The following is a 26886-nucleotide window of genomic DNA, read 5'->3' on the forward strand; positions in this document are numbered from 1 at the left end:
GCAAAGCTGGGCGGGGGTGTTTCCGGCTCCGGTCCTGCGCAAGTCTGTCCGCGCTCAAACCCGGTTCAGGCTAGCAGCTCACCCGGATTTCGGCATAGCCGGTCAGGCCCTCATCGCCGCCCGAGGTCACCCCGATCATGCAGGCGCTGCCCGCCAGCGGCATAGTGCCACCCGAGGGCACGGTGGTGCCATCGGCGAGCAGGACATAGCCATTGTCCACCGCCGCAACGTCGACCACCGCGCTTTGCCCGCAGACCGGATAATTGTCGCCCGCCGCCACGAGCAGCCGCATCCCCGAAGGCAGGCAATCCTCATTGGCCGACGGCATGGCCGTGTCTTCAGCAGTGTCTTGGGCAATATCGGGCAGCACCGCCATAGCCCCGGCCTCGCCATCCGCAGGCGCGGCAACCGCCTCCGGGACCGGCTCGACAGCCTCGGCCGCCGCCTGAACATTGCGGGCATAAAGATCGAGGCTGACCCGCAACTGGGCCAGTTCGGTCGATAGCCGCAGGATCTCGGCCTGCGCCTGGCTATGCAGCCAATAGGCTCCGCCCGCCGCCGCCAGCCCGATCACCATGCCGGTGAGCGCCAGAAAAACCGGCAGGGCCTGGCTACGAGAGCGCTGTATCACTGGGCGCACGGGTGCGCGATTACGGGGCGGCCACGCATCGTCCGCGGCCCGCAGGTCCGTCGCTAGATCAGGCTCAGAACGGTCGAGTTTGGGCTCGGTGCGGGGCAGGTCCACAGGCCTCTCCGATTGGCGCGGGCAGGCTGGCCATGCCAGCAAAAACAGGCCGAACTGTGTCCCGCCAGTGCCGCCACCCTATCGCAAACGCACCGGCCTGTCGTCCCGGCTCAGCTCAATTGGCAGGCGTTTCGGCGGTCACGTCCGTGCCACCACCACCGGTTACGGCATTCCCGATACTGGAGAAGAAACTGCTGACGGCATCGCCTCTGGCCTTGAGCGCCGCGTCTTCGGCGGCCTTGCGTTCGGCCACCAGCGCCCGCTGGCCCAGCGCGTCTGTATCGGCCTGAATCCGGGCCATCAGTTCCGGACTGCGGTTCGACTGCGGGCAAGCCCCGGCCGGATCGAGCGCCCCGCGGGTCGCGGGATTGAAGATGTACTGCTTTTCGCAGACGTCCCAGACCGGCGGGGTCTTGGTCAGCTCGAAATAGTCAAAGCCTTCCTTGATATCCTGCCAGAAGCCCAGATGCTGGTTGTCGGCATGCTTGACCAGCTGCGCAGTGCTCATGCGGAACGGAAAGAGCTGAAGCTGGAAGCTGGGATTGCCACCCTTGAAGGTTTCCCGCGCCAGCGCATAGATTTCGGCAATGCCGGCATCGGTCATGGCGTAGCACCCGACCGACAGGCAATCGCCATGCACCATCAGGTTGCTGCCGGTGCGTCCATGCACGCGGTCGAACTTGTTGGGAAAGCCGACATTAAACGACAGGTAGTAGCTCGAATACGGGTTCATCTGCCCGGGCGTGACATTGTAGAAGCCCTCGGGGCTCTGATAGTCGCCTTCCTTGAACTTCGGCCCGATATCGCCGGAGAACCTGCAGATCGCATAGGATTTGAACAGCGCATATTGGCCGGACGTGGTCTGCTTCCAGACCTCGAGCTGAGCCTCCTGCTTGAACACCCGGATCATCATCGGCGCGCGCGCCGAAGAATTGATCGCAGCCAGTCGCGTCAACACGGCACTGGACAAGGGCTGGTTAGCCTTGGCCGGGCCGCTGTCCTTGACGAAACTGGAACAGGCGGCGAGCCCGACCGACAGCCAGAGAACGATGATGGCGGCGCCCAGCCGATGGAAGAAAGAGGCGTTCAAAATGGTCCTGCCCGCGTGGTTCGCTTGGCCCGAACGCAGATGCGCGCAGGCCACCCCATAGTGCCGTCATAGGGTGAATGAAGCCTTTACCACGCCCGGCGCCACCCCGGAAGCAGGGGGTAGTCACGCCGAGTTGTACAGTCCCTCAACCTTAAAGGGTGGTGCCGATGGCGAGGAACTTCTCGCGCCGGTGCTCGCGGGTCTCAAGTCGGGATTTGCCGGAGAAATCCCTCAGGAACGCCGAGATCACCGCCTTGCTGGAATCCATGATGGCGCCATGATGGCGATGGGCACCACCGGCAGGTTCGGGAATGATGGCGTCGATGACGCCAAAGCCCAACAGGTCCTGTGCGGTGATCTTCTGGGCCGTGGCCATGTCCTGCGCGCGCGCCGCGTCCCGGAACAAGATCGAGGCACCGGCTTCCGGCGAAATCACCGAATAGATCGAATTTTCCAGCATCAGCACCCGGTTGGCGGTGGCGATGGCAATCGCGCCGCCCGAGCCGCCTTCGCCGATGATGATGGCGAGGTTGGGCACACCCAGTTCCAGGCATTTCTCGGTCGAGCGGGCAATGGCCTCGGCCTGTCCACGCTCTTCCGCGCCGATGCCGGGATAGGCCCCGGCCGTATCGACGAAGGACAGCACCGGCAGGTTGAACCGGTCGGCCATGTCCATGATGCGGACGGCCTTGCGATAGCCTTCGGGATTGGCCATGCCGAAATTGTGCTTGAGGCGCGTCTCGGTGGAGTTACCCTTTTCCTGGCCGATGATGGCAACCGGCTGGCCGTTGAACCGGCCGAACCCGGCCTGTAGCGCGGCGTCCTCGCCAAATTTGCGATCGCCAGCCAAAGGCTGCCATTCTGTTATCAGTGCGCTGACATAATCGGAGAAGTGCGGACGCTGCGGATGGCGCGCAACCTGCGTCTTCTGCCAGGGCGTCAACCGCCGGTAGATCTCGGTCAGCGCCTCGTCGGCACGCGCCGAAAGCCTGTTTACTTCCTCGTCGATCGACACAGCCTGATCGGTCTGGGCCAGGGACTTGAGTTCAACGATCTTGGCTTCGAGATCGGCGACCGGCTTTTCAAAATCGAGATAAGACTGCATCCCACCGCCCGTAGGGGTCATTGTTCTGGCGCCAGTTCCGGCACCCAGGTCATGGGCACGAGGCTGTCGCGCCCTAAAGTGGCCGGAAAGTGGCGACGGCGCAATCTCAAGTCAAGGTCTTGGGACCAAATGCTTAGGATTTCCCGAAAGCGGCGTCCCGTTCAGGAGCGCCCTTCGGCCAGCGGGTGATGGCTTTCCACCAGATTGCGCAGCTTTTCGTCGAGCACATGGGTATAGATCTGCGTTGTGGAAATATCGGCGTGCCCCAGCAGCATCTGCACCACCCGCAGGTCCGCGCCGCCGGCCAGCAGGTGGCTGGCAAAGGCATGGCGCAGCACATGCGGCGCCACCCGCGCCGAGGCGATCCCGGCCCTTGCTGCCAAATCCTTGAGGTCGCGGGCAAAGACCTGGCGGCTGAGATAGCCCGCCTCGCCCTTGGCAGGAAACAGCCAGGGGCCCGGCTCAAGGCCGGCAATCCAGGCCCGGACGGCATCGCGCGCCCGGTCGGTCATGGGCACGATCCTCTCCTTGCTGCCCTTGCCGACAACGGTCAAAAACGCCGCTTCGCGCATCACCGCCGCCCGCTTGAGGCTAACCAGTTCGGACACACGCAGGCCCGTCGCGTAGAGCATTTCGAGCAGCACATAGAGCCGTTGCGCCGACATCTGCTTCTGCGGACTGGCCGATAGGCCCGCTTCGGTTTCAGCCAGGCTGAGCAAGCGGTCCACTTCGGCGACGGATAGCACCTTGGGCAGGGCGCGGCGCGCCTTGGGGCTGGCAACGATCCGCGTCGGATCGTCCCCGCGCAGGCCATCGGCACACAGAAACTTGTGAAACTGGCGCACCGCCGAAAGCCGCCGCGCGCTTGAAGAGGCCGAAAGCCCCTGCGCCTTGAGATCATCGAGCCAAAGCGTGACCGTATCGGCCGGGCAATCGAGCAGGGTTTGTTTGCGGCCCGCGACGAAGCCCGCATAGTCGGCCAAATCCCGGCTATAGGCCTCAATCGTGTTGCTGGCCGCGCCGCGCTCGGCGCTCATCATTTCGAGAAAGGCGCCGATAAGGTGCCCTCCGCTCATTGGCCGCTGCTTTCCGGTTCCGGGGTCGATGTCACGTTCGGCGTCGGCAGATTGGTGCCGGGCCGCATGGCCTCGGTTTCTCCCAAGAGTTCGCGCGCCGGTATGCGGATGCTGACTTCCTTGGGCGCAGGCTCGACAAAGCTGACCAGCGCAAACATGCCGGCATAACCCAGCCCGGCCAGGAAGATCAGGGTAATGAGCAGTCGAAACAGGGTCGGCATGGTTCCTCGCACACTGGGCTCGCACCCATTCTGGCATCCAAAGGTTGCCAGCCGGTTTGGATAGTGTCGCGGAAAGCGCGCCGGCGATCAACTCACGGACTGGACTTGACACACTGGGTCCGGACCGCTTGATAGCGCCGAGTATGGGAGAAACGCCAAAGTGACGAGGACCGAAGGCGGCGCGCGGCAGGGCCGCGCCAGGGCCCTGGCCAATAGGCTTGGCGGCAGGCCGCTGGTTCTGGTCGGCATGATGGGCGCTGGCAAGACCACTGTCGGCCGCCGTCTCGCGGCGCGCCTCGGACGCCAGTTCATCGACAGCGACGAGGAGATCGAGAAGGCCGCGCAGATGACCATCCCGGAAATCTTCGAGCAGCGCGGCGAAGCCGAATTCCGCGCTGGCGAAATGCGTGTCATCGGCCGCCTCCTTAAGGAAGCCGATATCGTCCTGGCGACAGGTGGCGGTGCCTTCATCAACCCCGAGACACGGTCAATCGTGAAGGCCGAGGCGGTCTCGGTCTGGCTCAAGGCCGAAGCCGACGTGCTGTTCGAGCGCGTATCGCGGCGCTCCAACCGCCCCCTGCTCAAGACCGCCGATCCGCGCGCCACGCTCGAAAAGCTCATCGCGGACCGCTACCCGGTCTATACCGAAGCCGATGTGACCGTCATCAGCCGCGACGTGCCCCATGACAGCGTCGCCAGCGATGTCGTCGCTGCGGTGCTCGACCACCTCAAGAAATAGCAAGGCAAGCCATGGCCGAGATCGATCACACAGTTCACGTCGCCCTGGGCGAGCGGGCCTACGACATCCTGATCGGGCCGCGCCTGCTGGACGAGGCTGGCGCGCTGCTGGCCGAGCGCTTTCCGGGGCGCCGCTATGGGATCGTGACCGACGAGCATGTGGCAAAGGCCCAGCTCCCGCGCCTCGCCGCTTCCCTCGATGCCGCGGGCCTGGAACACGAGACCATCGTTCTGCCCGCCGGCGAATCCACCAAGAGCTATCAAAAGCTCGAAACCGTGGTTGAAGGTCTTTTGGCGGCACGGCTCGAGCGCGGCGATCTGGTCATCGCCCTTGGCGGCGGCGTCATCGGCGACCTCGCCGGGTTTGCATCCGCCATCACTCGCCGCGGCATGGATTTTGTGCAGATGCCGACCTCCCTGCTCGCCCAGGTGGACTCCTCGGTCGGCGGCAAGACCGGCATCAATTCAGCGCACGGCAAGAACCTGGTGGGCGCCTTCCACCAGCCCAAGCTCGTCCTGGCCGATCTGTCGACCCTCAAGACCCTGCCCCCGCGCCAGTTTGCGGCCGGTTACGCGGAAGTCGCCAAATATGGCCTGATCGACGACCCCGGTTTCTTCGATTGGCTTGAGACTCATTTCGACGACATTCGCGATGGCGGCCCCTCTCTCGGTGAAGCCGTTGCCCGGTGCTGCGCCCACAAGGCGCGGGTCGTCATCGAAGACGAACGCGAAACCGGCGTGCGCGCGTTGCTCAACCTCGGCCACACCTTCGGGCACGCGCTCGAGAAGGACACCGGCTATTCCGACCGGCTGCTGCATGGCGAAGGCGTCAGTATCGGCATGGTGCTGGCACACACCTTCTCCACCAGGCTTGGTTTGGCCCCCGGCCAGGATGCCGGACGTGTCGCGGCCCACCTCAGACGCGCTGGCCTACCCACGACCATGGCCGAAATTCCCGGCGCGCTCGGCTCGACGGAAAGCCTTCTGGCCGCGATCGCGCAGGACAAGAAAGTTCAGCGCGGTGCCCTGACCTTTATTCTCACGCGCGGGATTGGCCAGGCCTTCATTGAGCACGGCGTCGACCCACAAGCCGTTCACGCCTTTCTCGAGGAGATGCGCCCATGACCGCCGCGCTCTGGCTGACATCAGGCTTCATCCTGCTGCTCCTGGCGATGAGCTTTTTCTTTTCCGGCTCGGAAACGGCCCTCACGGCCGCGTCGCGCGCCCGCATGCATCAACTGGCGCGCAGCGGCGACAAACGGGCGCTGTTGGTCGAGTCGCTCACCCGCGAGAAGGAACGCCTGATCGGCGCCATCCTTTTGGGCAACAATGTCGTCAACATCCTTGCCTCGACGCTGGCCGCCAGCGTGCTCATCGCCGTCTTCGGAGAAGCCGGCATTGCCTACGCCACCATCGCCATGACGGCGGCCGTGGTGATCTTTTCCGAAGTACTGCCCAAGACCCTGGCATTGATGCGCCCCGACGGCTTTGCCCTTACCGTGGCGCCAGTGATCCGGCTGGTCGTCGTCGTCTTTGCGCCGGTAACTCTGGCCGTGCAGGCCATCGTCAACACCATCCTGCGCCTCTTCGGCCTCGACACCACCAATGCCTCGGCCATTTCCGGGCACGATGAAATTCGCGGCACGCTCGACCTGCTCCACTCCGAAGGTGAAGTGGTCAAGGACGACCGCGACATGCTGGGCGGCCTGCTCGACCTCAAGGATCTCGTGGTGAGCGATGTCATGGTGCACCGCACCCAGATGACCGCCCTCGACATCACCCAGCCGGTGGATGAGTTGGTCAAGGCCGTGCTCGAAAGCGCCTATACGCGTATCCCGCTCTACGAGGATGACAGCGACAATATTGTGGGCATCCTGCACGCCAAGGACGTCCTGCGCGCCCTCATGGCCTCAGAGGGCAAGGCGGGCGAAGTCGACATCCGCCGCATCATGTCCAAGCCCTGGTTCATTCCTCAGTCCACCTCGGTCCAGGTCCAGCTCACTGCCTTCCTCAAGCGCCATTCGCACATGGCGCTGGTGCTCGATGAATACGGTGTCCTCGAAGGCCTGGTGACGCTGGAAGACATCATCGAGGAGATCGTCGGCGACATTTCCGACGAGCATGACGAACCCGATGACGAGGCGATTTTCGGCATTCAGAAGCAGGCGGACGGCAGCTTTCTGGTCGATGCCAGCATCGCCATCCGCGACATCAATCGCCTGCTCGACTGGAACCTGCCGGACGAACACGCCAACACCGTCGCCGGCGTGGTCATCAATGCGGCAAAGCTCATTCCCGAACCGGGGCACGCGGTCATCGCCCATGGCTTCCGCTTCGACGTGCTGGAAAGGGACCGGCAGCGCGTGGCGCGGGTGCGGATCACGCCGCTCGAGCGGGGTAGCGAAAACGCGGGCTAGGCCCTATATCAGGCATCCCCGGCCGGAAGCACTTCGATGGCAAGGGCATGGACGCGGTCCCTGAGCTCTGCCTCCAGCGCCCCCATCACCGCCCGGTGTTGCGCTACCCGGCTCATCCCGTCAAAATTGCGGGTCGCGATTCTGACGCGAAAATGGGTTTCGCCACCTTCACGCCATCCCGAATGGCCATGGTGGCTTTGCGATTCATCGATCACCTCCAGGTGGAGAGGTGAGAATTCTTTGGTGAGCTTGGCTCGGATGGTGTCCGTCATGGACATGGGGCGGCTCCGGAAAACGTTTGTAGGCACACCTAGGCGCAATGAAACTGCAATCCAAGCTTTTCGACAGCATTCGGGTCCGTCCGCGCCGCGAGGAGAAGGTCGAGACCGCGACCGTCACCTGCGACTGGGAAGGGTGCGAAGCGCCCGGCGAGTTCCGTGCGCCCAAGGGCGTGCGGTCCGAGGGGCAGTATCACAATTTCTGCCTCGAACATGTTCGCCACTACAACAAGGCCTTCAATTATTTCGCCGGCATGAGTCCCGAAGAGCTTGAAGAGGCGCTGCATGCCCCGCCCAAAGCCGAAGGCCGGTCGAGCTTTGCCACCGGCAATGCCAATGCGGCCCGCGCCGCCGGCAAGCAGGCCAATCAGCGGACCGGCGACCGTTTCGGCGATCCCTTCGGCGTCTTCGCCCGCTATCGTTGGCAACAGGCGCAACGCCCTGCCGCCGAGAAGCGTCGGCCGATCAACGAACCGGACCGACGGGCACTGGAAACCCTTGGTTTTACCGGCCATGCCAAGTCCGACGAGATCAAGGCTGCCTACAAGAACCTCGTCAAGAAACACCATCCGGACGTCAATGGCGGCGACGCCTCTTCGGAGGAACGGCTGCGCTCGGTCATCGCCGCCTATGCCCACCTCAAAAAGCAGGGATTCGTGGTCCGCTAAGGCCAGGTCCGCCCCCGGTCATTGCGACACTGCCGAGGCTACCCGGCGTGTCACATTGCTGCTATAGAGCCACCATTCCTGAGTACCCGCGCGGCCATGAGCGCGCCGGTACCCCCCGACCGATTTGAACGCGTGAAAAGCCAAGAGTCCTGCCATGACTGAATTCGCCAACCTGCCCGACACCGAGTACAAGGCACGGGATCTGTTCGGTATCGATACCGACATGGTGGTCAAGGGCTACAAGGACCGCTCCGATCACGTGCCGCCGATCGATCCGGATTACCTGTTCGACCGCAACACCACGCTCGCGATCCTGGCCGGGTTTGCCTATAACCGCCGCGTCATGGTGCAGGGCTATCACGGCACCGGCAAGTCCACCCATATCGAGCAGGTTGCCGCCCGTCTCAACTGGCCGCTGGTGCGCGTCAATCTCGACAGCCATGTCAGCCGCATCGATCTCGTCGGCAAGGACGCGATCGTGCTCAAGGACGGCAAGCAGATCACCGAATTCCGCGACGGCATCTTGCCCTGGGCGGTGCAGAACAATGTGGCGCTGGTCTTCGACGAATACGATGCCGGCCGGCCGGACGTGATGTTCGTCATTCAGCGCGTGCTCGAACAGTCGGGCCGCCTGACCCTGCTCGACCAGAACCGCGTCATCGTCCCGCACCCGGCATTCCGCCTGTTCTCGACCACCAATACCATCGGCCTGGGCGATACGTCGGGCCTCTACCACGGCACCCAGCAGATCAATCAGGGCCAGATGGACCGCTGGTCCATCGTCACCACCCTCAACTATCTGCCCCATGACAAGGAAGTCGGCATCGTCCTGGCCAAGAACAAGAGCTATGGCGGGACCGACAAGGGCAAGAAGCAGATCAGCAATATGGTGCGGTTGGCCGACCTGACCCGCCAGGCCTTCATCAATGGCGATATCTCCACCGTCATGTCGCCGCGCGGCGTCATCACCTGGGCCGAGAACGCCGTCATCTTCGGCGGCGATGTCGGCTTTGCCTTCCGCCTCACCTTCCTCAACAAGTGCGACGAACTCGAGCGCCCGGTCGTGGCCGAGTTCTACCAGCGCGTGTTCGGCGAAGATCTGCCGGAAAGCTCCGCCAACCTGGCGGTGATGGCCTAGCAAGCAACGGCCTCGCCCTTCGACAGGCTCAGGGTGAGGTCTACTGTGAATTCTGCGAACCCCAAGTAGACCTCATGGTGAGCCTGTCGAACCACGAGGTTGTGGCACGATGGGCTAATGGCCCGCTTGGTATGACATGGCAAACCCTCCGCGCAGCAAGCCCAACAAGCCCGACCATACCCAGGCCTTCAAATCGGCCATGGGTGCGACGGTGCGAGCCATCGGCAACAAGCCGGAACTGGAGGTCAGTTTCACGGCCGACCGGCCGCTGCTGACTGCCGACAAGGCACGGCTGGCCAACCTGCCGCGCCTGCCGACCAAGCGTGATATCGCCATTGCCCGCGGCCAGGGCGACGCCATGGCCATGCGGCTCGCCAGCCACGATCCCGACGCGCATCGCAAGCGCGCGCCCATGGACCCGCAGGCCCGCGCGGCCTTCGATGCCCTGGAGCAGGCCCGGGTCGAATCCCTGGGCGTCATCCGCATGCCCGGCATGGGCGGCAATATCCATGAGATGCTGGAGGATCGGCTTTTCCGCGCCAATTTCGCCGAAGTCGATGCCAAGGATGATGCTCCGATAGCCGAGGCCCTGGGTCTCCTGTTGCGCGAAAAGCTTGCCGGCGTCCCGGTTCCGCCCTCCGGCCATGCCCTCGTCGATCTCTGGCGCGGCGAAATCGAGGACAAGGCCGCAACCTCGCTCGATGCCCTGCTCGCCACCTATGAGAGCCAGGACGATTTTGCCCGCGCCGTGCGCCATGTGCTGCGCGACCTCAATCTCATCGCCGAAAGCGACATGCAGGACCCCTCAGATGCCGATGAGGGAGAGAACGAGGACAGCCAGCCCGAACAGGCCCAGGGGTCGGACCAGTCGCCGGAACAGGGCGATGGCGAGAACGAACAGTCCCAATCCGAAGAGGATCAGCAGGCCGGCGAGAGCGAAGAAAGCGGCGACGTCGAGGGCATGGAAGCCGATATGGCCGACAGCGACGAAGACGCCGAGGCTGAAGCCGGTGAGGACGCGCCCATGCCGCCTCCGGCCAAGGATGGCGGCGAGCGTCTCTCCAACCAGTTCAACTACAAGGTCTTTACCCAGAAATACGACGAGATCGTCAAGGCGGCGGAGCTGTGCCCGCCGGACGAGCTCGACCAGTTGCGCGCCCTGCTCGACAAGCAGCTCGAAAATCTCGCCGGGGCCGTGGCGCGGCTGGCCAACAAGTTGCAGCGGCGCCTCATGGCCAAGCAGAACCGCAGCTGGCAGTTCGATCTCGAAGAGGGTCTGCTTGACACGGCGCGCCTCACCCGCGTCGTCACCGATCCCCTGCAGGCCCTGAGCTTCAAGGTCGAGAACGATACCGATTTCCGCGACACCGTCGTGACGCTGCTGATCGACAATTCCGGCTCCATGCGCGGCCGCCCGATCACCATCGCGGCGATCTGTGGCGACATTCTCGCGCGCACCCTGGAGCGCTGCGGGGTGAAGGTGGAAATCCTCGGCTTCACCACGCGCGCCTGGAAGGGCGGCAAGAGCCGTGAAGCCTGGCTCGAGGCCAACCGGCCCCCCAATCCCGGCCGCGTCAACGATATCCGGCATATCATCTACAAGGGCGCCGACGAGCCCTGGCGCCATGCCCGACGTAATCTCGGCCTGATGATGCGCGAGGGCCTGCTGAAGGAAAACATCGACGGCGAGGCGCTCGAATGGGCCCGCAAGCGTCTGATGGCCCGCCCCGAGCAGCGGCGCATCCTCATGGTGATTTCCGATGGCGCGCCAGTCGATGACTCGACGCAATCGGTCAATGCCGGCAATTATCTTGAGGCCCATCTCCGCCAGGTCATCGAGGATATCGAGACCCGCTCGCCCATCCAGCTGGTCGCCGTCGGCATCGGCCACGACGTGACGCGCTACTACCGTCGCGCCGTGACCCTGCTTGATGCCGAGGAATTGGCCGGGGCCCTGACCGACGAACTGGCCTCCCTGTTCGACGAAGAACTCCCGGCACAGGCGCGGCGGCGGCGATGATCCGATCGCTCGCCTTGGCCGCGCTGTCTCTTGCCCTCGCCCCGGCAGCGACGGGGGCAGAGGCGGTGGTCACGGCAGCACAGGTGAGCCAGTTCAAGACCGTCGCGCCCGGCGAAGCGGTCGATGGCCTCATCTTTCGGGGCGGCATGACCCTGCAGAGCCAGGACGACAGCTTTGGCGGCCTCTCGAGCGTGACCCAGACCGGTCCCGACCAGCGCATTGCCTTTGTCACCGACCGCGGCAATTTCATCTCCGGGCAACTGGCCTATGATGACGCGGATCGCCTCTTCGGCTTTATCGGGGTGACCATCGAGCCTTTGCAGAATTCTTCCGGGGCGCCCCTGCCCCGCCAGTTCGCCCGTGATGCGGAAGCCATGGACACGATCTGGCGCGATGGGGAGCCGGTAGCGGTGCGCGTCGGTTTCGAGAACCTGACCCGCGTTGCCGATTTCGCCATCGACAATGGCCGCCCCGGTGGGCGGGCGCGGGAAGTTCCCATACCGCAGTGGCTCAGCGACTGGCGCACCAATGAATCGCTTGAATCGGTCTGCATCGCGCCCCCTGCATCGCCAATCGCCGGGTCAACACTTCTGCTGACCGAGGAATATCTCGACGCCGAGGGCAATCATCGCGGGCACTTTCTGGGGGTCAACGACACGGGGCCGGTCAGCTACCGCAATTCCCCGGTGGTCAATCCCACCGATTGCGCCTTTCTGCCCAATGGCGACCTGTTGGTGCTCGAGCGCGGCATATCCTTTCTGGCCTTCGTGATGAACCTGCGCCGGGTTCCCGCTGCCCAGGTGCGCCCGGGCGCGCTCATGGAGGGCGAATTGCTGCTCTCCGCCCAGGGCGGCGATATCGACAATATGGAAAGCCTCATGGTGCACACCACGCCCGGCGGCGAGACGCGCATCCTCATCGGCTCCGACAACAACTTCAACTCCTGGCAGCGCACGCTGATCCTGGAATTCGCCGTGCCATGAGAAAACCGCCCGACAGGGTCCGGGCGGCTGAACTGACCACATAAGGAACGGCCTATTTCTTGAGCTTGAGCGGGCCCACCATCTGCTCGGGCTTGACCTCGGCATCAAACTCTTCGGCAGTCAGCAGGCCCAGTTTGATGGCCTCTTCCTTGAGTGTCGTGCCATTCTTGTGCGCGGTCTTGGCGATCTTGGCGGCGTTGTCATAGCCGATCTTGCGATTGAGCGCCGTCACCAGCATCAGCGACTGGTCGACCAGTTGCTTGATGCGCTTGTGGTCGGGCTCGATCCCCTCCGCGCAATTGTCGTTGAAGCTCTTGGCAGCGTCGGCGAGCAACCGCACCGATTGCAGGAAATTATACGCGATCACCGGCTTGAAGACATTGAGCTCGAAATTGCCCTGGCTGGCCGCAAAGCCGATGGCGGCATCATTGCCCATGACCTGAGCGACGACCATGGTCATGGCTTCCGACTGGGTCGGATTGACCTTGCCCGGCATGATCGAGGATCCGGGCTCGTTCTCCGGAATGGTGATCTCGCCCAGGCCCGAACGCGGGCCGGAGGCCAGCCAGCGTACGTCATTGGCGATCTTCATGAGGGCGGCGGCAAGCTGCTTGAGCGCGCCCGAAGTGCCGACAAAGGCGTCGTGCCCGGCCAGCAGCGCGAACTTGTTGGGACCGGTGACGAAGTCATGGCCGGTCAGCGTCGCGATCTCCTTGGCGACGGCAACGGCATAGTCGGGATGGGCATTAAGCCCCGTGCCGACAGCGGTGCCACCCAGCGCCAGTTCCTTGAGCTGTGGCATACTCGCCTTGATCGCGGCCAGAGCATAGTCGATCTGCGCCACCCAACCGGAGATTTCCTGGCCCAGGGTCAGGGGCGTGGCATCCTGAAGATGGGTACGGCCGATCTTGACCACGTCCATGAAAGCTTCGGACTTGGCCGCGAGCGTATCGCGCAACAGCCCCACGCGCGCATAGAGGTAGTTTTCCACCGCCTCGACCGCCGCGATATGCATGGCGGTGGGATAGGTGTCGTTGGATGACTGGCTCATGTTGACGTGGTCATTGGGGTGGACGGGCTTCTTGGACCCCATCGTGCCGCCAGCCATTTCGATGGCGCGGTTGGAAATGACCTCGTTGACATTCATGTTGGACTGCGTGCCCGACCCGGTCTGCCACACCACCAGCGGGAAATGATCGGCCAGCTTGCCGGAAATCACTTCGTCCGCCGCAGCGACGACGAGATCGCGCGTCTTCTCGTCCATGAGGCCCAGCTTGTGGTTGGCCAGAGCCGCTGCCTTCTTGAGAATGCCGAAGGCCGTGACGATCTCGACCGGCATCTTCTCGCCGCCGATATCGAAGTTCTGGAGGCTCCGGGCGGTCTGCGCGCCGTAGTATTTATCGTTCGGAACCTCGATCGTACCCATGGTGTCCGATTCGACGCGCATGCTCATAGTGCCCTGCTCCGGTTTGGCCGCGCCCCTGGCGGCAGAAAAACAAAACGGCCGACCCTTGTGGGGGCCGGCCGTCGACATATCAGATAAAGCGCATCAGCGCCTGCTCGCCTTTCGGCTTAATTCTTTGCCGCGAGAATCTGGCGACCGCGATACATGCCGGTCTTGAGATCCACGTGATGGGGACGACGCAGCTCACCCGAATCCTTGTCTTCGACATAGGTGGGGTTGGCGATCGCGTCGGCCGAGCGGCGGAAACCGCGCTTCATCGGCGAGGTCTTGCGTTTTGGCACAGCCATGGTCGGTACTCCGAATTCAAAATCGTTGCGCCGCCAGGAGCGGCCAGAGACGTATCTCTGTCAGGATTGGTGGGGTCTATAGAGCAAGACGCAGCCCTTGGCTAGTGCCTTTTGCGCCGCTCCTCCGGCATTTTTCGGCCACCTCACAGGGCCAGCCGACCGTTTTCGCCGACACAGGCGGCACGCTCGCCATATTGACGGGCCCGATCCTCGACAATGGCGGCAACCCGCAGCAGGCCCTGGCTCGGACGCGCCGGGTCGCGCAGGATCGGATTGGGCAGGGTGACAGCCAAAAGGCTCGCCGTGCGCCAGTCCAGGTTCTGCGGTTCGCGGCCGAAGGCCCGCGCAGCGCCGGCCGCTATTCCGAACTCTCCCGAAGGCCCCCACTCGGCGATGTTGAGGTAGATTTCCATGATCCGGTGCTTGGGCATGACGAGGTCGATATAGGCGGCGATCGGCACTTCGAGCCCCTTGCGAACGGCACTTTGACCGTTCCACAGGAACAGGTTGCGGGCGACCTGCATGGTGATGGTGGAGGCGCCCCGCGTGTCGCGTCCGGCCAGATAATTCTCGACCTCGACACGCAGGGCGCCCAGGTCCACCCCAAAATGCCGGCAAAACTGCCCATCCTCCGACAGGATGACGGACGCTTTCAGCCGATCCGATATGTCCTCGATTTCGCGCCAGGTTCGCGTCACCGGCTGGCCCGTCACCATTCTCATCAGCATCGGCACGGATACTGGCTGCACGAACAGATAGAGCGGCGTCAGCAGCAGCGGAATAGCCACGAGCACGGCAAGAATGCCGAGGGGAATGCGCAGATATCGCAGAATGGTTTTCTTTCGTCGGGCCATGGTGCGTCTTTAGCCGTTGGACGATGGCGAAGCCAGTGGCAGCAAGCCCTTGCCGCTCCGCCGCCAAACCGCTAGCAACACCGCATGTACGATTTTGCCGCCGACAGCGCCGATTGCGCCCGATCCGTCGAGGCCGGGCTTGCCGAAGTGCTGACCGGCACCCCGCTGTCCGGGCCCGGCCCCGTCCCGGACCGGCTGGTCGGCGCCATGCGCCATGGCAGCCTCGAGGGCGGCAAGCGCTTGAGGCCCCTGCTGGTCCGACAGGCTGCGGCGATCTTTTCCGTCCCGCGCGACATAGCGCTCAGGGCCGGTCTCGCCGTGGAAATGGTGCACTGCTATTCCCTCATCCACGATGACCTGCCGGCCATGGACGATGACGACCTGCGCCGGGGCCGTCCGACCGTACACAAGGCCTATGACGAGGCGACCGCAATCCTCGCCGGGGATGCCCTTTTGACCCAGGCCTTTGCCATGCTGGCCGACCCGGAATGTCACCCCGACGCCGATATCCGCATTCGCCTCGTCGCCGAACTGGCGGCCGGCTCGGGTGCGGGCGGCATGGCCGGTGGCCAGATGCGCGACATCGAGGGGGAAAGCGGCGGTCTCAGCGAAACCGACATTGCCCTGATGCAGTCGATGAAGACCGGCGCCCTGATCCGTGCCTCGGTCCGCATGGGCGCCATTCTGGGCGGCGCCGAACCGCGGGCCCTGTCTGCGCTAACCGCTTATGCCGAAGCCGCCGGGCGCGCCTTCCAGCTCGCCGACGACATTCTCGACGTCACCGCGACAGTCGAAACCATGGGCAAGGCCACCGGCAAGGATGCCGATGCCGGCAAACAGACCCTGGTGGCCCGGCTGGGCATCGACGGGGCGCGAAAAACGCTCGATGGCATCGTCAATGAGGCGCTGCTGGCGCTGCGCACATTTGGCCCGAAGGCCGACGGATTGCGGGCCACGGCCCGCTACTTCGCGGCGCGGGAGAAATAGCCATGGCGAGACTGGTCAGTGTCAATGTCGGCGTTCCAACCAATATTCCCGGCACGGGGACCCTGACCGGCATCTACAAGCAGCCGGTATCCGGCCCGGTGAAGATCGAGACAGGCGGCCTTGCGCACGACGTCATCGCCGACCGTCACCATCACGGCGGCGCCGATCAGGCCGTCTATATCTACTTCCTTGCGGACTATGCCTATTGGGCCGGCGAGGGCATCGAGCCGGAGCCTGGCCTGTTTGGCGAGAATCTCACCATTGATGGACCGGACAGCAAGACCTGCTGCGTCGGCGACCGGTTGGCGATGGGCGAGGTTATTCTCGAGGTGACCTACCATCGAACCCCCTGCATGACCTTTGCCGCCAAGATGGGAGACCCGCGCTGGCTCAAGCGCTTTCACAAGGCGCGGCGGTCCGGGGCATATTGCCGGGTCATCCGGCCGGGAACGGTAGAGGCCGGCATGGATATTTCTATCACGCCCTATGCCGGCGAACGCATTTCCGTTGCCGAGCTCATGGGCTTTGATGGCGTGGCCGATATTCCCCGCGACTTCATGACCCGCGCACTGACCACCCCCATCCGCGCCAAAACCCGCTTCAAGTACGAAAACCGCCTCGCCGCCCTGTTCTGAGTTGTGTCCATGAGCCGTCAATCCGTTCAGTCCGATCTGGCCAATCGCGCCCCCGATCTTGCCGTCATCGTCACCGAGGCCTCCACCGCGACGGTGCAACTGGCCGCCGAGACCCATGGCGTGCAGCCCGGCCAGATCGCCAAGACCTTGTGCATTCGCGTCAAGGATGAGGAGTTTCTGCTGGTGACACGCGGCGACGCGCGTCTCGACAACCAGAAATCCAAGACCGCCTTTGGCGGCAGGCCCCGCATGTTGGGCGCCGAAGATGTATTGCGCCTCACCGGACATCAGGTCGGCGGTGTCTGCCCCTTCGGGCTGCCAGCGCCGCTGCCCATTTTCCTCGATACTTCGCTCCGCATCTACGACATCGTCATCCCCGCTGGTGGGGATACGCACAGCTCGGTCAAGCTGAGCGTCGAGCGTCTGGAAAACCTGTGCGGCGGCAAATGGGTCGATGCATGCCAGCTTCCGGAATAGATGCGTCCTTCGCCGACTATGTGCGCACGCGCTTCGTTCTGACACCCCTTTCCTATCGTCCCGATATTGCGCTCTATGGCCCGACGCCCGGCAGCGGCCTCACCGCCTTTCTGGGCCGTTTAGGTCGTACCGAAGCCCCACCCTACTGGGCCTATGGCTGGGCCGGCGGAGCAGCGCTGGTGCTTTACCTCAATGACAATCCTCAGGACGTCGCCGGCAGGTCCGTGCTGGATTTTGGTGCGGGATCGGGCCTTGTCGGCATTGCTGCCGCCATGGCGGGCGCTACCGTGACCGCCTACGAGCCCGACCCGCTCGGCCAACTGGCGCTGACCCTTAATGCCGGGGCCAATGGCGTCAGCATTGCGCAAGGCAATGCAACCACGGCGACCGAGGTGGTGTTGGCCGGCGATGTCTTTTACGACGCCAGCGTTGCCGCCGTGACGCTCCCCCTGCTTGAGGCCCACGCGGCGCGCGGCGCCAGGGTCATCGTCGGTGACCCGTTTCGCCGCGATCTGCCACGGACGATGTTGGAGCAAATCGGCGAATACATGGTCCCGGACATGGGCGGCGGCGAGGTTGCTGCCGGCATATTCACCCTGCCGCCCGCGAATATCTGACATGCCGGCCCGGCCTTGCCCGGCAGCCCACCCTGCTCTATATCCATCCGCAAGCGAGGACGACCTCCCCCACTTTGGGTAATCGTTTCGGGACGGCCCGGTGACCATGGGGAAAACCATGCGCAACACCGCAGACCGTATTCGTCACGCCATCTCCTTCGAAGTGATCGGCATTCTCCTGGCGACGCCGCTTGCCGCCTTCGCCTTCCATCTGCCCGGTGGAGACAGCGCCGTCGTGATCGTGGCCAGCGCCACGGTCGCCATGCTGTGGAACTATGTCTACAATCTCGGCTTCGATCACATCATGGTCAAAGTGCGGGGCAGCACCGAGAAATCCACCGCCATCCGCGTGATGCATGCCGTGCTTTTCGAACTCGGGCTTCTGGCGCTCATGTTGCCGGCTATCGCCTGGTATCTTGGGATCAGCCTCTGGCAGGCCCTGATCATGGATATCGCCCTGGCAGCCTTCTACATGGTCTATGCCTTCGTCTTCAACTGGGCCTATGACCGGGTGTTTCCGCTGCCTGAATGGCGGGAGAACGGGGTCTAGCCCGGCAGCCGCGCCAGGAGCGCTGCGCTGTCGGCCCTGAGGGCCACGGCGCGGTCGCTTTCCCGGGTCACCACGAAACCCAGGCGCTCGTGAAGGCGCAACGACGCCTTGTTGCCCCGCCGGACATGGCTTTCGAGCCGCACCGCACCGACCGCCCGCACAAGGCCCGACATGGCCCGGGCCAGTTCGGCCGTAACCGATGCATTGCGATAGTGGGGGTGAATGGCGAGTCCGCCAACGAACCACACGTCATCGGAAAGCGGCCAGAGATAGCCATAGGCAACCAACTGCCCGTCGCGACGGACATGTGCCCATTTCGAACGCTCAAGCGACCGCGTCAGGGCCTCGCGATGGGCATCAGCATCCAGCGGCCCGCCCTCGGGTGCTTCAAGACACGGAAGGTCCAGGTTTAACACCTCGTCCAGCGAGGGGTTCATCCCAGCTGACCCGTCAGCTTGAGCGCACCCAGCACGATGATGAGCATGGCCAGCCAGAACAGGCGCCTTGTATTCCGCTCGTTCATCTATTCGGCCGCGTTCTGCCGGCCGGTGCCGAACTTGCGCTCGATATAGTCCGCCACCATCACCTTGAACTGGTCAGCCACATCGGCGCCGCGCAGGGTGGCAACCTTTTCGCCATCGACAAAGACCGGTGCCGCCGGGGTTTCGCCGGTGCCGGGCAGGGAGATACCGATATTGGCATGCTTGCTCTCCCCGGGCCCATTGACGATGCAGCCCATGACGGCGACCGACAGCGTCTCGACGCCCGGATAACGCTCGCGCCATTCGGGCATCGAGGTATTGAGGTGATCCTGGATATCCTTGGCCAGCGTCTGGAACGTCGTGGACGTGGTGCGCCCGCAGCCCGGGCAGGCTGCCACCACCGGCAGAAACTGGCGGAAACCCATGGTCTGCAGCAGTTCCTGCGCGACCTTGACCTCGGTGGTGCGATCCCCGCCCGGTTCCGGGGTCAGCGAAATGCGGATCGTGTCGCCGATCCCCTGCTGTAACAGGATACCCAAGGCCGCCGAGGAAGCGACAATGCCCTTCGAACCCATGCCCGCTTCGGTGAGGCCGAGATGCAGCGCATAGTCGCAGCGTGCGGCCAGGTCCTGATACACCGCGATCAGGTGCTGCACGTCGCTCACCTTGGTCGACAGCAGAATCTGGTTGCGGCGCATGCCCAGCTCTTCGGCGCGTGCTGCAGACAACAGGGCCGACTGGATAATGGCCTCCCGCTGCACGGCCGCGGCCGAAATCGGGCTTGCCGAGGCCGCATTCTCATCCATGAGACGCGTCAACAATTCCTCGTCGAGCGAACCCCAATTAACCCCGATGCGCACTGGCTTGTCATAGCGGTTGGCAATGTCGATCAGCGTGGCAAACTGAGTGTCGCGCTTGGCCTTGAAGCCCACATTGCCGGGATTGATGCGATACTTTGCCAGCGCCTCAGCGCAGGCCGGATGGTCGGTGAGCAGCTTGTGGCCGATATAGTGAAAATCGCCAACCAGGGGCACGTCATAGCCCATGAAGGCCAGCCGGTCGCGAATGATCGGTACGGCCGCCGCGCTCTCATCGCGATCGACCGTGATCCGCACGATTTCCGAGCCGGCGCGGGCCAGTTGCATGACCTGCTTGACGGTCGCATCGATATCGGCCGTGTCGGTATTGGTCATGGATTGAACGACCACGGGAGCGCCGCCGCCCACCATGACGCCACCCACATCGACACCCACCGATTGCCTGCGCGCTGCCGGTCCGGCCATGAAACCACCTCGTATTTGCGCCACAGATAAGCCTACCAGAATAGAGACGCAATGTTACCCTTGCGTGATGGGGAGAAGAACCATGCGACGAGCCGCCGCGATTATACTGTCGACGCTGTCATTGCCGGCCCTGGCCCAGCCGCTGAGCGGCAATATCGCCATTCACGATCCGAGCGTTGCGGTTCTGGAGGACGGCCTTGTCTCCTTCGCAACCGGCGTCGAGCGCGCGCCGGACGGCGGGCAGATCCGCACCAAGACCTCCCCCGATGGTCAGGACTGGCAGGAGAGCGGCGCCCTGCCCGGCGGCATGCCGCAATGGGTGACCGAGACCCTGGGCACGACCCCGCTCAATCTGTGGGCCCCGTCGGTGTTCGAAAAGGAGGGCGTGCACTACCTCTATTATTCCGGCTCGACCTTTGGCCTCAACAATTCAGTCATCGGGGTCATGACCAATCCAGCCCTCGACGCGGAAGACCCCACCGACGGCTGGGCGGACCAGGGCCTGGTGTTCCGCTCGCGACCGGGCGACGATTTCAATGCCATTGACCCATTTCGCATCGACACCGGCGAAGGGGCCTGGCTCGCCTTCGGCTCGTTCTGGGACGGCATCCGCCTGATCGAGCTCGATGCGGAAACCGGCATGGCAAAGCCAGGTGCCGAGCCGATCCGGCTGGCCTCGCGGGGCGGCGGCGCCATCGAGGCGCCAGCCATCCTCGAGCACGAGGGGCAATTCTACCTCTTCGTTTCCTTCGACAAGTGCTGCTCGGGCATAGCCTCGAGCTATCGCATCATGGTGGGTCGAGCCGACTCCGTCATCGGCCCCTATGTCGACCGCGCGGGAAAACCCCTGCTCGAAGGTGGCGGGACCGAACTGTTGAAGTCCGCGGACCGCATCCGCGGGCCGGGCGGCCAGGAAACCTTCTGGCGCGACGGCGAGCCTTGGCTCGCCTATCACTGGTACGATCGCGACCAGGGCGGCATGCCCAAGCTGGCGCTGACGCCCATCACATTTGATGCGGAGGGGTGGCCGGAGATCGAGGGACCTCAGCTCTGACCCCACCCTTGATCCCTCTCCACAGGGGGAAGAAGCTGATGAACACCGGCATATCGGTCCTGCGCCTCCCTCCCCTTGATGGGCTTCGACCCGTCCCGACGGGCAAAACTCTCCGGCGGAGAGTTTTGAGGTGAGAAGGAATGAGGGTTGGGTGACTGTGCAACTTGTGATTGTCCCGCCCTTGAACCACCAGAGCCAGGGGCCATCTATTGAGCATGATAAACATGCTCCTGCCTCGCCTCATCCTGTTCCGCAAGGAAGCCGTCCAGCTCTGGAAGGCCTTCTGGGCGCCCGAGACCCCGCTCTTTCTCAAGGCGGCGACGCTGTTTGCCGCTTTCTATCTCGTCAACCCGATCGATATCCTGCCAGACTTCATCCCCCTGCTCGGCTGGGTCGACGACATCGTCCTCGTGCCACTGATGGTTAGCTGGATCGTCTCCCGCCTGCCGGTGCCGGCGCGGGTCTATGCCGGCAAATATGGCCCCACAGTCGACGGGACCGCGCGCCGGCGTTAGCGGCAAGCAAAGGTCCATGAGAAAGGCCCGGATCACTCCGGGCCTTTCTCTTGATCAATCCAGCCGGACCAACAGGTCCTTGGCGTCGATCTGATCGCCTGGCTTGATGAGAAGCTCGGCCACGGTGCCATCGACTTCGGCATGGATGGCGGTTTCCATCTTCATGGCTTCGATCGAGCAGACGACGTCGCCCGCCGATACCTTCTGGCCTTCCTTGACGGCCAGGGTCGAGATGACGCCCGGCATCGGCGCGCCGATCTGCTTTGGATCGCCGGCGGCCGCCTTGGCGCGAACCTTGACCTCGCCGGCCTTCAGGCGATCCGGCACGGTGATGGTACGCGGCTGGCCGTTGAGATCGAAGAAGACGCGGACTTCTCCCTTTTCATTGGTCGGCGCGCGACCCTGATAGGTGACGACCAGCGTCTTACCCTTTTCGATATCGACGAGCAGTTCGTCGCCCTCGTTGAGCCCGTAGAAATAGACCGGCGTCGGCAAGACCTCGGTCGGACCATAGCGATCCTGGGTCTTTTCGAAGTCCGAATAGACCTTGGGATACATCAGATACGAGGCCAGGCGATAATCATCGACCGCCAGCCCCACCTCCTCGGCAATCTTCTTGCGTTCTGCTTCGAGATCGGTCGGCTTGAGATAGGAGCCGGGACGCTCGGTCAGCGGCGTCCGGCCCTTGAGCACCTTCTTCTGCAGCTTGTCCGGGAACCCACCCGGGGGCTGGCCGAGATCACCGGCAAAGAAGCCGACAACGCTGTCGGGGAAGGCGATATCCTTGTCCGGGTTCTCCACATCGGCGCGGGTGATCCCTGCGGACACCATGGCCAGGGCCATATCGCCCACCACTTTCGAGGATGGCGTCACCTTGACGATATCGCCGAACATCTGGTTGACGTCGGCATAGGTCTGGGCAACCTCATGCCAGCGGGTTTCAAGACCCAGCGAGCGCGCCTGTTCCTTCAAATTCGTGAACTGCCCACCCGGCATTTCATGCAGATAGACCTCAGAAGCCCCGCCCTTGAGATCGCTCTCGAAGGCCCGGTACTGGGTGCGCACTGCTTCCCAATAGAAGGAGATCTGGCGGATTGCCTTGGCATCGAGCCCCGGATCGCGCTCGCCATCGGCCATGGCCGCAACCAGCGAGCCGAGCGTGGGCTGGGAGGTCGTGCCGGACAGGGCATCCATCGCCGCATCAACCGCGTCGACGCCGGCATCGACAGCCGCCAGCACCGTGGCCGACGCCGCCCCGGACGTGTCATGGGTGTGGAGGTGGATCGGCAGGCCGATCTCTTCTTTCAGCGTCGCAATCAGTTTCTTTGCGGCAGCGGGCTTGAGCAGCCCCGCCATATCCTTGAGGCCCAGGACATGGGCGCCCGCGGCTTCCAGTTCCTTGGCCAGGGCCACATAATATTTGAGATCATACTTGGCCCGGTCCGGGTCCAGCATGTCGCCGGTATAGCAGACCACGCCCTCGCAGACCTTGTCGGCCTCGATCACCGCGTCCATGGAGACGCGCATGTTCTCGACCCAGTTGAGGCAGTCGAAGACGCGGAAGATATCGACGCCGCCCTTTGCCGCCTGCGCCACGAAGAACTTGACGACATTGTCGGGATAATTGGTGTAGCCGACGCCGTTGCTGCCGCGCAGCAGCATCTGCGTCAGGATGTTCGGCGCACCCTCGCGCACCTGGCGCAACCGCTCCCACGGGTCCTCGTTGAGGAAGCGCATGGAGACGTCGAACGTCGCCCCGCCCCAGCATTCAAGGGAGAACAGGTTCGGCAGTCCGCGGCTATAGGCCTGGGCGATACGGGTGATATCGAAACTGCGCATGCGCGTCGCCAGCAGCGACTGATGCGCATCGCGCATGGTGGTGTCGGTGAAGAGAACCCGGCTCTGCTCCTTCATCCAGCGCGCCAGCCCCTTGGGACCATCGCGGTCCAGAATCTGGCGGCTGCCTTCGACCACGATCAGCGGATCGAACTCCGGCACGATGGGCGCGGCGGCATCGGCCGGGGGCCGAGGCCGGTCGCGGACTTCCGGGTGCCCATTGACGGTAACGTCGGCGATATAGCTCAACAGCTTGGTCGCCCGGTCTTTGCGCGGCTTGAAGTTGAACAGATCCGGCGTCGTATCGATGAAGCGCGTCGTATAGCGGTTCTCGAGGAAGTCAGTGTGGGTGATGATGTTTTCGAGGAAGGCCAGATTGGTGGCGACCCCGCGAATACGGAACTCGCGCAGGGCGCGATGCATGCGGGCAATGGCCTCATCGGCCGTCGGCGCCCAGCAGGTGACCTTTTCGAGGAGCGGGTCATAATAACGTGTGATGATGGCCCCGGCATAGGCCGTGCCGCCATCGAGCCGCACCCCGAAGCCGGTGGCGCCGCGATAGGCGGTGATGCGGCCATAATCGGGAATGAAGTTCTGCTCGGGGTCCTCGGTGGTCACCCGGCACTGAATGGCATTGCCATTGAGGCGGATATCTTCCTGCACCGGCACGCCGGATTCAGGGGTGCCGATCACCGCACCATCCAGCAGGTGAATCTGCGCCTTGACGATGTCGATGCCCGTCACCTCTTCGGTGACGGTGTGCTCGACCTGGATGCGCGGGTTCACCTCGATGAAGTAGAACTTGTCGGTATCGGCATCCATGAGAAATTCGACGGTGCCGGCGCCCCGATAATTGGCGGCCTTGCCGAGCCGCACGGCGGCATCGGTGAGGCTCTTGCGCACCTCGTCGGAAAGATAGGGCGCCGGGGCGCGCTCGACGACCTTCTGGTTGCGCCGCTGCACCGAGCAGTCGCGTTCGAACAGATGCACCAGATTGCCATGATCGTCACCGATCAGCTGCACCTCGACATGGCGGGCGCGCTCGATCAGCTTTTCGAGATACATCTCGTCCTTGCCGAAGGCGGCCTTTGCCTCGCGCTTGCCTTCGCTGACTTCGGAAACCAGCGTCTTTTCGTCCATGATGCGGCGCATGCCGCGGCCCCCGCCACCCCAGCTGGCCTTGAGCATGAGCGGATAGCCGATCTCGGCCGCCATCTTGCGGACCACATCCATGTCGTCCGGCAAGGCATCCGTCGCCGGAACCACGGGCACATCGGCCTTGATCGCCATATTGCGGGCGGCAACCTTGTTGCCGAGGTCCCGCATGGTCTGGGCGCGCGGTCCAATGAAGGTGATGCCGGCATCTTCGCACGCATCGACGAATTCGGGGCTTTCCGAGAGAAGGCCATATCCGGGGTGGATGGCATCGGCGCCTGATATCCGCGCAATGCGGATATATTCCTCGATCTGGAGGTAAGCCTCGACCGGCCCCTTGCCCTTGCCGATCAGATAAGCTTCGTCGGCCTTGAAGCGGTGCAGGGCCAGCTTGTCCTCTTCGGCATAGACGGCAACGGTCTTGAGGCCGAGTTCATTGGCGGCGCGAAAAACACGGATGGCGATTTCGCTGCGATTGGCGACGAGAATTTTCTTGATAGTCATCGATTTCGGTTCCGAGCAGAAGGGACCAAGGACCCTTCCGGGTCCGGCTCAGCAATCGACGGCATATGACGGTTGCCCGCCCAACCGTCCGTTTTTCAATGTCAGGCCCGGCCGAGATATCCGGCCAGGTGGCTCATGTCATAACCGGCTTCGGCGGCCTGGGCGATGATCTCCTCGGCCGGATGCTCACCGGCCTGGCTCAGCGCCCACAGCGTTGTCGAGCGCGTTCCCGATCGACAGAAGCAGAATACCGGACCGTCGCTCCCCTCAAGCACGGCCTTGGTATCGGCGACGAGCTGGGGATTGACCCCTTCCCGTCCCAGAGGAATGGCATGGTAGGCAAGTCCGGCGGCCTTGGCGGCAGCTTCGATTTCGGCGCCGGCCGGCTGGTCCGGAGCTTCCCCGTCCGGCCGGTTATTGACCACGGCGACAAAGCCGAGCTGTTTGAGCGTTGCCACGTCTTCGGGCCGAATCTGTCCAGAAACGCTGACGTGATCGTTGATCCGCTTCAAATCCAAGGCTGGGCTCCCGTGCCGAATGTGGCGTCCCGCTTTATAGCCATTCGGGTCGCCGGGACGCAACAGCCGCCGCACAAACCTGTCATGAGACTGTCGTCCTAGGCCCTGTTGGGTATGGCGCTATGAGCCCTCACCCACGCCGGGCGTGTAGCGTGCCAGAGCCTGGATGACCCGTTTGGCGGTGACGCGGCCGATCTGCTGGCCCTCGTCATTGGTCACGCCAACCCATTGATGCTCCGCGAAATAGGGCAGCACCTCTTCGCAGCGCGCCGTCGCCGGCACCGAGAATTCGCAGAGCTCGAACTCGCCACGCTCCATGATGGTGCGCACATGGATGGCGCGCGCCTTGTTCACCTCGCGCACGAATTCTTCGATATGCTCGTTGGCGGGCTTGAGCACAATGTCCTCCGGCCGCCCCTCCTGCTGCACCGCCCCATCCTTGAGCACCGCGATGCGGTCGGCAATCTTGAGCGCCTCGTCGAAGTCATGGGTGATGAACAAAATGGTCTTGCCCAGGCTCTTCTGCAGCTCGACCAGCTGGTCCTGCATGCCGGAGCGGATCAGCGGGTCGAGGGCCGAAAAGGCCTCGTCCATGAGGATGATGTCGGTATTGAGCGCCAGCGCCCTGGCAAGGCCCACGCGCTGTTGCTGCCCACCGGATAGTTGACGCGGCTGGCTTTTCTCGTAACCCGAAAGGCCCACCGTTTCGATCCACTTGGCGGCGCGCTCCAGCCGTTCGGCCTTGCCGACGCCCTTGACCTCCAGGCCATAGGCAACATTGTCGATGACGGATCGATGCGGCAGAAGCCCGAACTTCTGGAACACCATGGCCACGGTATTGCGACGATAGACGCGCAGATCCAGCAAGCTCATCTTGAGCACGTCGGCGCCCTCGACCACGATTTCGCCGGCCGTCGGGTCGATGAGACGATTGACGTGCCGGATCAGCGTCGACTTGCCGGAGCCCGAAAGCCCCATGACCACGAAGATCTGGCCGCGGGCGATGTCGAGGGACACATTGTCCAGGCCCACCACATGATTGGTTTCGGCCTGCACTTCCGCCTTGGATTTACCGTCCTGCAGCATCTGCAACGCCGCCTCCGGCCGGTCGCCGAAAATCTTGGTGACCCCCCGCATGCGGATGGCGAAATCGGTCTCGGTCGTCGTTCTGGTATCAATAGCGTTCAT

The 26886-nt window shown here is 63.6% G+C and carries 27 protein-coding genes and 1 pseudogene; 14 read left to right on the forward strand and 14 right to left on the reverse strand.

The features are described from left to right. Positions 1 to 70: 70 nt before the first annotated feature. The 5 genes and pseudogenes from KIT02_RS10975 to KIT02_RS10995 form a co-directional block, all read right to left on the reverse strand. Positions 71 to 745, reverse strand: coding sequence for a hypothetical protein (locus KIT02_RS10975; protein WP_297577715.1), 675 nt, complete (start codon positions 743 to 745; stop codon positions 71 to 73). 115 nt (positions 746 to 860) lie between these two features. After that, positions 861 to 1835, reverse strand: a complete 975-nt coding sequence (locus KIT02_RS10980; RefSeq protein ID WP_297577716.1) for a murein L,D-transpeptidase family protein — start codon at positions 1833 to 1835, stop codon at positions 861 to 863. Positions 1836 to 1986: 151 nt separating this feature from the next. After that, the gene (locus tag KIT02_RS10985; RefSeq protein ID WP_297577717.1) at positions 1987 to 2940 is read right to left on the reverse strand and encodes an acetyl-CoA carboxylase carboxyltransferase subunit alpha; all 954 of its coding nucleotides are present in this window, start codon (positions 2938 to 2940) and stop codon (positions 1987 to 1989) included. A gap of 161 nt (positions 2941 to 3101) precedes the next feature. Then, complete coding sequence (locus KIT02_RS10990; protein ID WP_297577718.1) at positions 3102 to 4016, reverse strand: site-specific tyrosine recombinase XerD; 915 nt, start codon at positions 4014 to 4016, stop codon at positions 3102 to 3104. Positions 4017 to 4102: 86 nt separating this feature from the next. After that, positions 4103 to 4237, reverse strand: a pseudogene (locus tag KIT02_RS10995) (histidine kinase); the annotation flags it as partial. A 160-nt stretch (positions 4238 to 4397) separates the two neighbouring features. Between KIT02_RS10995 and KIT02_RS11000 the strand changes: the two are divergent. Genes KIT02_RS11000 through KIT02_RS11010 form a run of 3 tightly spaced genes read left to right on the forward strand, consistent with a single transcriptional unit; the run spans position 4398 to position 7392 of the window. After that, positions 4398 to 4976, forward strand: a complete 579-nt coding sequence (locus KIT02_RS11000; protein ID WP_297577719.1) for a shikimate kinase — start codon at positions 4398 to 4400, stop codon at positions 4974 to 4976. A gap of 11 nt (positions 4977 to 4987) precedes the next feature. Further along, on the forward strand, positions 4988 to 6100 hold the full coding sequence (gene aroB / locus KIT02_RS11005; protein WP_297577720.1) for a 3-dehydroquinate synthase: 1113 nt from the start codon (positions 4988 to 4990) through the stop codon (positions 6098 to 6100). After that, complete coding sequence (locus KIT02_RS11010) at positions 6097 to 7392, forward strand: HlyC/CorC family transporter (protein WP_297577721.1); 1296 nt, start codon at positions 6097 to 6099, stop codon at positions 7390 to 7392. The genes aroB and KIT02_RS11010 overlap by 4 nt, the downstream gene beginning before the upstream one ends. A gap of 8 nt (positions 7393 to 7400) precedes the next feature. Here KIT02_RS11010 and KIT02_RS11015 read toward each other — a convergent pair whose 3' ends face one another. Continuing rightward, the gene (locus tag KIT02_RS11015) at positions 7401 to 7670 is read right to left on the reverse strand and encodes a BolA family protein (protein WP_297577722.1); all 270 of its coding nucleotides are present in this window, start codon (positions 7668 to 7670) and stop codon (positions 7401 to 7403) included. A gap of 41 nt (positions 7671 to 7711) precedes the next feature. On the opposite strand from KIT02_RS11015, the gene KIT02_RS11020 reads away from it, so the two are divergent. The 4 genes from KIT02_RS11020 to KIT02_RS11035 all read left to right on the forward strand — a co-directional run bounded on the left by KIT02_RS11020 (position 7712) and on the right by KIT02_RS11035 (position 12479). Continuing rightward, a complete protein-coding gene (locus KIT02_RS11020; RefSeq protein WP_297577723.1) occupies positions 7712 to 8338 on the forward strand; it encodes a DnaJ domain-containing protein in 627 nt (208 codons plus the stop codon). Between the two features lie 154 nt (positions 8339 to 8492). Then, positions 8493 to 9476: a cobaltochelatase subunit CobS gene (gene cobS, locus KIT02_RS11025; protein WP_297577724.1), complete on the forward strand. Its 984-nt coding sequence runs from the start codon at positions 8493 to 8495 to the stop codon at positions 9474 to 9476. Positions 9477 to 9612: 136 nt separating this feature from the next. After that, positions 9613 to 11496, forward strand: coding sequence for a cobaltochelatase subunit CobT (cobT, locus tag KIT02_RS11030; protein ID WP_297577725.1), 1884 nt, complete (start codon positions 9613 to 9615; stop codon positions 11494 to 11496). Beyond that, the gene (locus KIT02_RS11035) at positions 11493 to 12479 is read left to right on the forward strand and encodes an esterase-like activity of phytase family protein (protein ID WP_297577726.1); all 987 of its coding nucleotides are present in this window, start codon (positions 11493 to 11495) and stop codon (positions 12477 to 12479) included. Before cobT ends, KIT02_RS11035 begins: the two co-directional genes overlap by 4 nt. A 52-nt stretch (positions 12480 to 12531) precedes the next feature. Here KIT02_RS11035 and fumC read toward each other — a convergent pair whose 3' ends face one another. The 3 genes from fumC to KIT02_RS11050 all read right to left on the reverse strand — a co-directional run bounded on the left by fumC (position 12532) and on the right by KIT02_RS11050 (position 15085). Further along, the gene (fumC, locus tag KIT02_RS11040; RefSeq protein WP_297577727.1) at positions 12532 to 13932 is read right to left on the reverse strand and encodes a class II fumarate hydratase; all 1401 of its coding nucleotides are present in this window, start codon (positions 13930 to 13932) and stop codon (positions 12532 to 12534) included. 119 nt (positions 13933 to 14051) lie between these two features. Further along, the gene (gene rpmF / locus KIT02_RS11045; RefSeq protein ID WP_086471861.1) at positions 14052 to 14231 is read right to left on the reverse strand and encodes a 50S ribosomal protein L32; all 180 of its coding nucleotides are present in this window, start codon (positions 14229 to 14231) and stop codon (positions 14052 to 14054) included. 143 nt (positions 14232 to 14374) lie between these two features. After that, positions 14375 to 15085 carry a transglycosylase domain-containing protein gene (locus tag KIT02_RS11050; RefSeq protein ID WP_297577728.1) on the reverse strand — a complete coding sequence of 237 codons (711 nt, stop codon included), beginning with the start codon at positions 15083 to 15085 and terminating at the stop codon, positions 14375 to 14377. A gap of 84 nt (positions 15086 to 15169) precedes the next feature. Between KIT02_RS11050 and KIT02_RS11055 the strand changes: the two genes are divergently transcribed. The 5 genes from KIT02_RS11055 (at position 15170) to KIT02_RS11075 (ending at position 18351) form a co-directional block, all read left to right on the forward strand. Beyond that, on the forward strand, positions 15170 to 16072 hold the full coding sequence (locus tag KIT02_RS11055) for a polyprenyl synthetase family protein (protein WP_297577729.1): 903 nt from the start codon (positions 15170 to 15172) through the stop codon (positions 16070 to 16072). A gap of 2 nt (positions 16073 to 16074) precedes the next feature. After that, positions 16075 to 16707 (forward strand): MOSC domain-containing protein, encoded by a 633-nt coding sequence (locus tag KIT02_RS11060; protein ID WP_297577730.1) that lies wholly within the window; start codon positions 16075 to 16077, stop codon positions 16705 to 16707. A 9-nt stretch (positions 16708 to 16716) separates the two neighbouring features. Further along, a complete protein-coding gene (locus KIT02_RS11065) occupies positions 16717 to 17184 on the forward strand; it encodes a YbaK/EbsC family protein (protein ID WP_297577731.1) in 468 nt (155 codons plus the stop codon). Beyond that, the gene (locus KIT02_RS11070; RefSeq protein ID WP_297577732.1) at positions 17166 to 17801 is read left to right on the forward strand and encodes a 50S ribosomal protein L11 methyltransferase; all 636 of its coding nucleotides are present in this window, start codon (positions 17166 to 17168) and stop codon (positions 17799 to 17801) included. Before KIT02_RS11065 ends, KIT02_RS11070 begins: the two co-directional genes overlap by 19 nt. Before the next feature lie 118 nt (positions 17802 to 17919). Then, complete coding sequence (locus KIT02_RS11075) at positions 17920 to 18351, forward strand: PACE efflux transporter (protein ID WP_297577733.1); 432 nt, start codon at positions 17920 to 17922, stop codon at positions 18349 to 18351. Here the strand turns inward: KIT02_RS11075 and KIT02_RS11080 are convergent. Together KIT02_RS11080 and ispG are read right to left on the reverse strand one after the other, a co-directional pair. Next, the gene (locus tag KIT02_RS11080; protein ID WP_297577734.1) at positions 18348 to 18788 is read right to left on the reverse strand and encodes a GNAT family N-acetyltransferase; all 441 of its coding nucleotides are present in this window, start codon (positions 18786 to 18788) and stop codon (positions 18348 to 18350) included. The genes KIT02_RS11075 and KIT02_RS11080 overlap by 4 nt on opposite strands. An 86-nt stretch (positions 18789 to 18874) precedes the next feature. Beyond that, positions 18875 to 20116, reverse strand: a complete 1242-nt coding sequence (gene ispG, locus KIT02_RS11085) for a flavodoxin-dependent (E)-4-hydroxy-3-methylbut-2-enyl-diphosphate synthase (protein ID WP_297577735.1) — start codon at positions 20114 to 20116, stop codon at positions 18875 to 18877. Between the two features lie 82 nt (positions 20117 to 20198). Between ispG and KIT02_RS11090 the strand changes: the two genes are divergently transcribed. Beyond that, entirely contained in the window at positions 20199 to 21170 is a 972-nt protein-coding gene (locus tag KIT02_RS11090) for an arabinan endo-1,5-alpha-L-arabinosidase (RefSeq protein WP_297577736.1), read from the forward strand. Positions 21171 to 21394: 224 nt separating this feature from the next. Continuing rightward, positions 21395 to 21685 (forward strand): YkvA family protein, encoded by a 291-nt coding sequence (locus KIT02_RS11095; protein ID WP_297577737.1) that lies wholly within the window; start codon positions 21395 to 21397, stop codon positions 21683 to 21685. Between the two features lie 54 nt (positions 21686 to 21739). On the opposite strand, the gene pyc is transcribed toward KIT02_RS11095, so the two are convergent. The 3 genes from pyc to KIT02_RS11110 form a co-directional block, all read right to left on the reverse strand. After that, complete coding sequence (gene pyc / locus KIT02_RS11100; protein WP_297577738.1) at positions 21740 to 25180, reverse strand: pyruvate carboxylase; 3441 nt, start codon at positions 25178 to 25180, stop codon at positions 21740 to 21742. 101 nt (positions 25181 to 25281) lie between these two features. Then, positions 25282 to 25698: a TIGR01244 family sulfur transferase gene (locus KIT02_RS11105; protein ID WP_297577739.1), complete on the reverse strand. Its 417-nt coding sequence runs from the start codon at positions 25696 to 25698 to the stop codon at positions 25282 to 25284. A gap of 120 nt (positions 25699 to 25818) precedes the next feature. Beyond that, on the reverse strand, positions 25819 to 26886 hold the full coding sequence (locus KIT02_RS11110; protein WP_297577740.1) for a betaine/proline/choline family ABC transporter ATP-binding protein: 1068 nt from the start codon (positions 26884 to 26886) through the stop codon (positions 25819 to 25821).

The organism is Devosia sp. (genome assembly GCF_025809055.1).
Lineage (GTDB): Bacteria > Pseudomonadota > Alphaproteobacteria > Rhizobiales > Devosiaceae > Devosia.

Bases quoted from the DNA above. Each gene is read 5' to 3' on its own strand.
- KIT02_RS11015 (WP_297577722.1), bottom strand. From the start codon at position 7,670: ATGTCCATGACGGACACCATCCGAGCCAAGCTCACCAAAGAATTCTCA.
- KIT02_RS11050 (WP_297577728.1), bottom strand. From the start codon at position 15,085: ATGGCCCGACGAAAGAAAACCATTCTGCGATATCTGCGCATTCCCCTC.
- aroB (WP_297577720.1), top strand. From the start codon at position 4,988: ATGGCCGAGATCGATCACACAGTTCACGTCGCCCTGGGCGAGCGGGCC.
- KIT02_RS11095 (WP_297577737.1), top strand. From the start codon at position 21,395: ATGCTCCTGCCTCGCCTCATCCTGTTCCGCAAGGAAGCCGTCCAGCTC.
- KIT02_RS11035 (WP_297577726.1), top strand. From the start codon at position 11,493: ATGATCCGATCGCTCGCCTTGGCCGCGCTGTCTCTTGCCCTCGCCCCG.
- rpmF (WP_086471861.1), bottom strand. From the start codon at position 14,231: ATGGCTGTGCCAAAACGCAAGACCTCGCCGATGAAGCGCGGTTTCCGC.
- KIT02_RS11110 (WP_297577740.1), bottom strand. From the start codon at position 26,886: ATGAACGCTATTGATACCAGAACGACGACCGAGACCGATTTCGCCATC.
- KIT02_RS11020 (WP_297577723.1), top strand. From the start codon at position 7,712: ATGAAACTGCAATCCAAGCTTTTCGACAGCATTCGGGTCCGTCCGCGC.
- KIT02_RS11090 (WP_297577736.1), top strand. From the start codon at position 20,199: ATGCGACGAGCCGCCGCGATTATACTGTCGACGCTGTCATTGCCGGCC.
- cobT (WP_297577725.1), top strand. From the start codon at position 9,613: ATGGCAAACCCTCCGCGCAGCAAGCCCAACAAGCCCGACCATACCCAG.
- cobS (WP_297577724.1), top strand. From the start codon at position 8,493: ATGACTGAATTCGCCAACCTGCCCGACACCGAGTACAAGGCACGGGAT.
- KIT02_RS11080 (WP_297577734.1), bottom strand. From the start codon at position 18,788: ATGAACCCCTCGCTGGACGAGGTGTTAAACCTGGACCTTCCGTGTCTT.
- pyc (WP_297577738.1), bottom strand. From the start codon at position 25,180: ATGACTATCAAGAAAATTCTCGTCGCCAATCGCAGCGAAATCGCCATC.
- KIT02_RS11060 (WP_297577730.1), top strand. From the start codon at position 16,075: ATGGCGAGACTGGTCAGTGTCAATGTCGGCGTTCCAACCAATATTCCC.
- KIT02_RS10990 (WP_297577718.1), bottom strand. From the start codon at position 4,016: ATGAGCGGAGGGCACCTTATCGGCGCCTTTCTCGAAATGATGAGCGCC.
- KIT02_RS11065 (WP_297577731.1), top strand. From the start codon at position 16,717: ATGAGCCGTCAATCCGTTCAGTCCGATCTGGCCAATCGCGCCCCCGAT.
- KIT02_RS11010 (WP_297577721.1), top strand. From the start codon at position 6,097: ATGACCGCCGCGCTCTGGCTGACATCAGGCTTCATCCTGCTGCTCCTG.
- KIT02_RS11075 (WP_297577733.1), top strand. From the start codon at position 17,920: ATGCGCAACACCGCAGACCGTATTCGTCACGCCATCTCCTTCGAAGTG.
- KIT02_RS10985 (WP_297577717.1), bottom strand. From the start codon at position 2,940: ATGCAGTCTTATCTCGATTTTGAAAAGCCGGTCGCCGATCTCGAAGCC.
- KIT02_RS11070 (WP_297577732.1), top strand. From the start codon at position 17,166: ATGCCAGCTTCCGGAATAGATGCGTCCTTCGCCGACTATGTGCGCACG.
- KIT02_RS11055 (WP_297577729.1), top strand. From the start codon at position 15,170: ATGTACGATTTTGCCGCCGACAGCGCCGATTGCGCCCGATCCGTCGAG.
- ispG (WP_297577735.1), bottom strand. From the start codon at position 20,116: ATGGCCGGACCGGCAGCGCGCAGGCAATCGGTGGGTGTCGATGTGGGT.
- fumC (WP_297577727.1), bottom strand. From the start codon at position 13,932: ATGAGCATGCGCGTCGAATCGGACACCATGGGTACGATCGAGGTTCCG.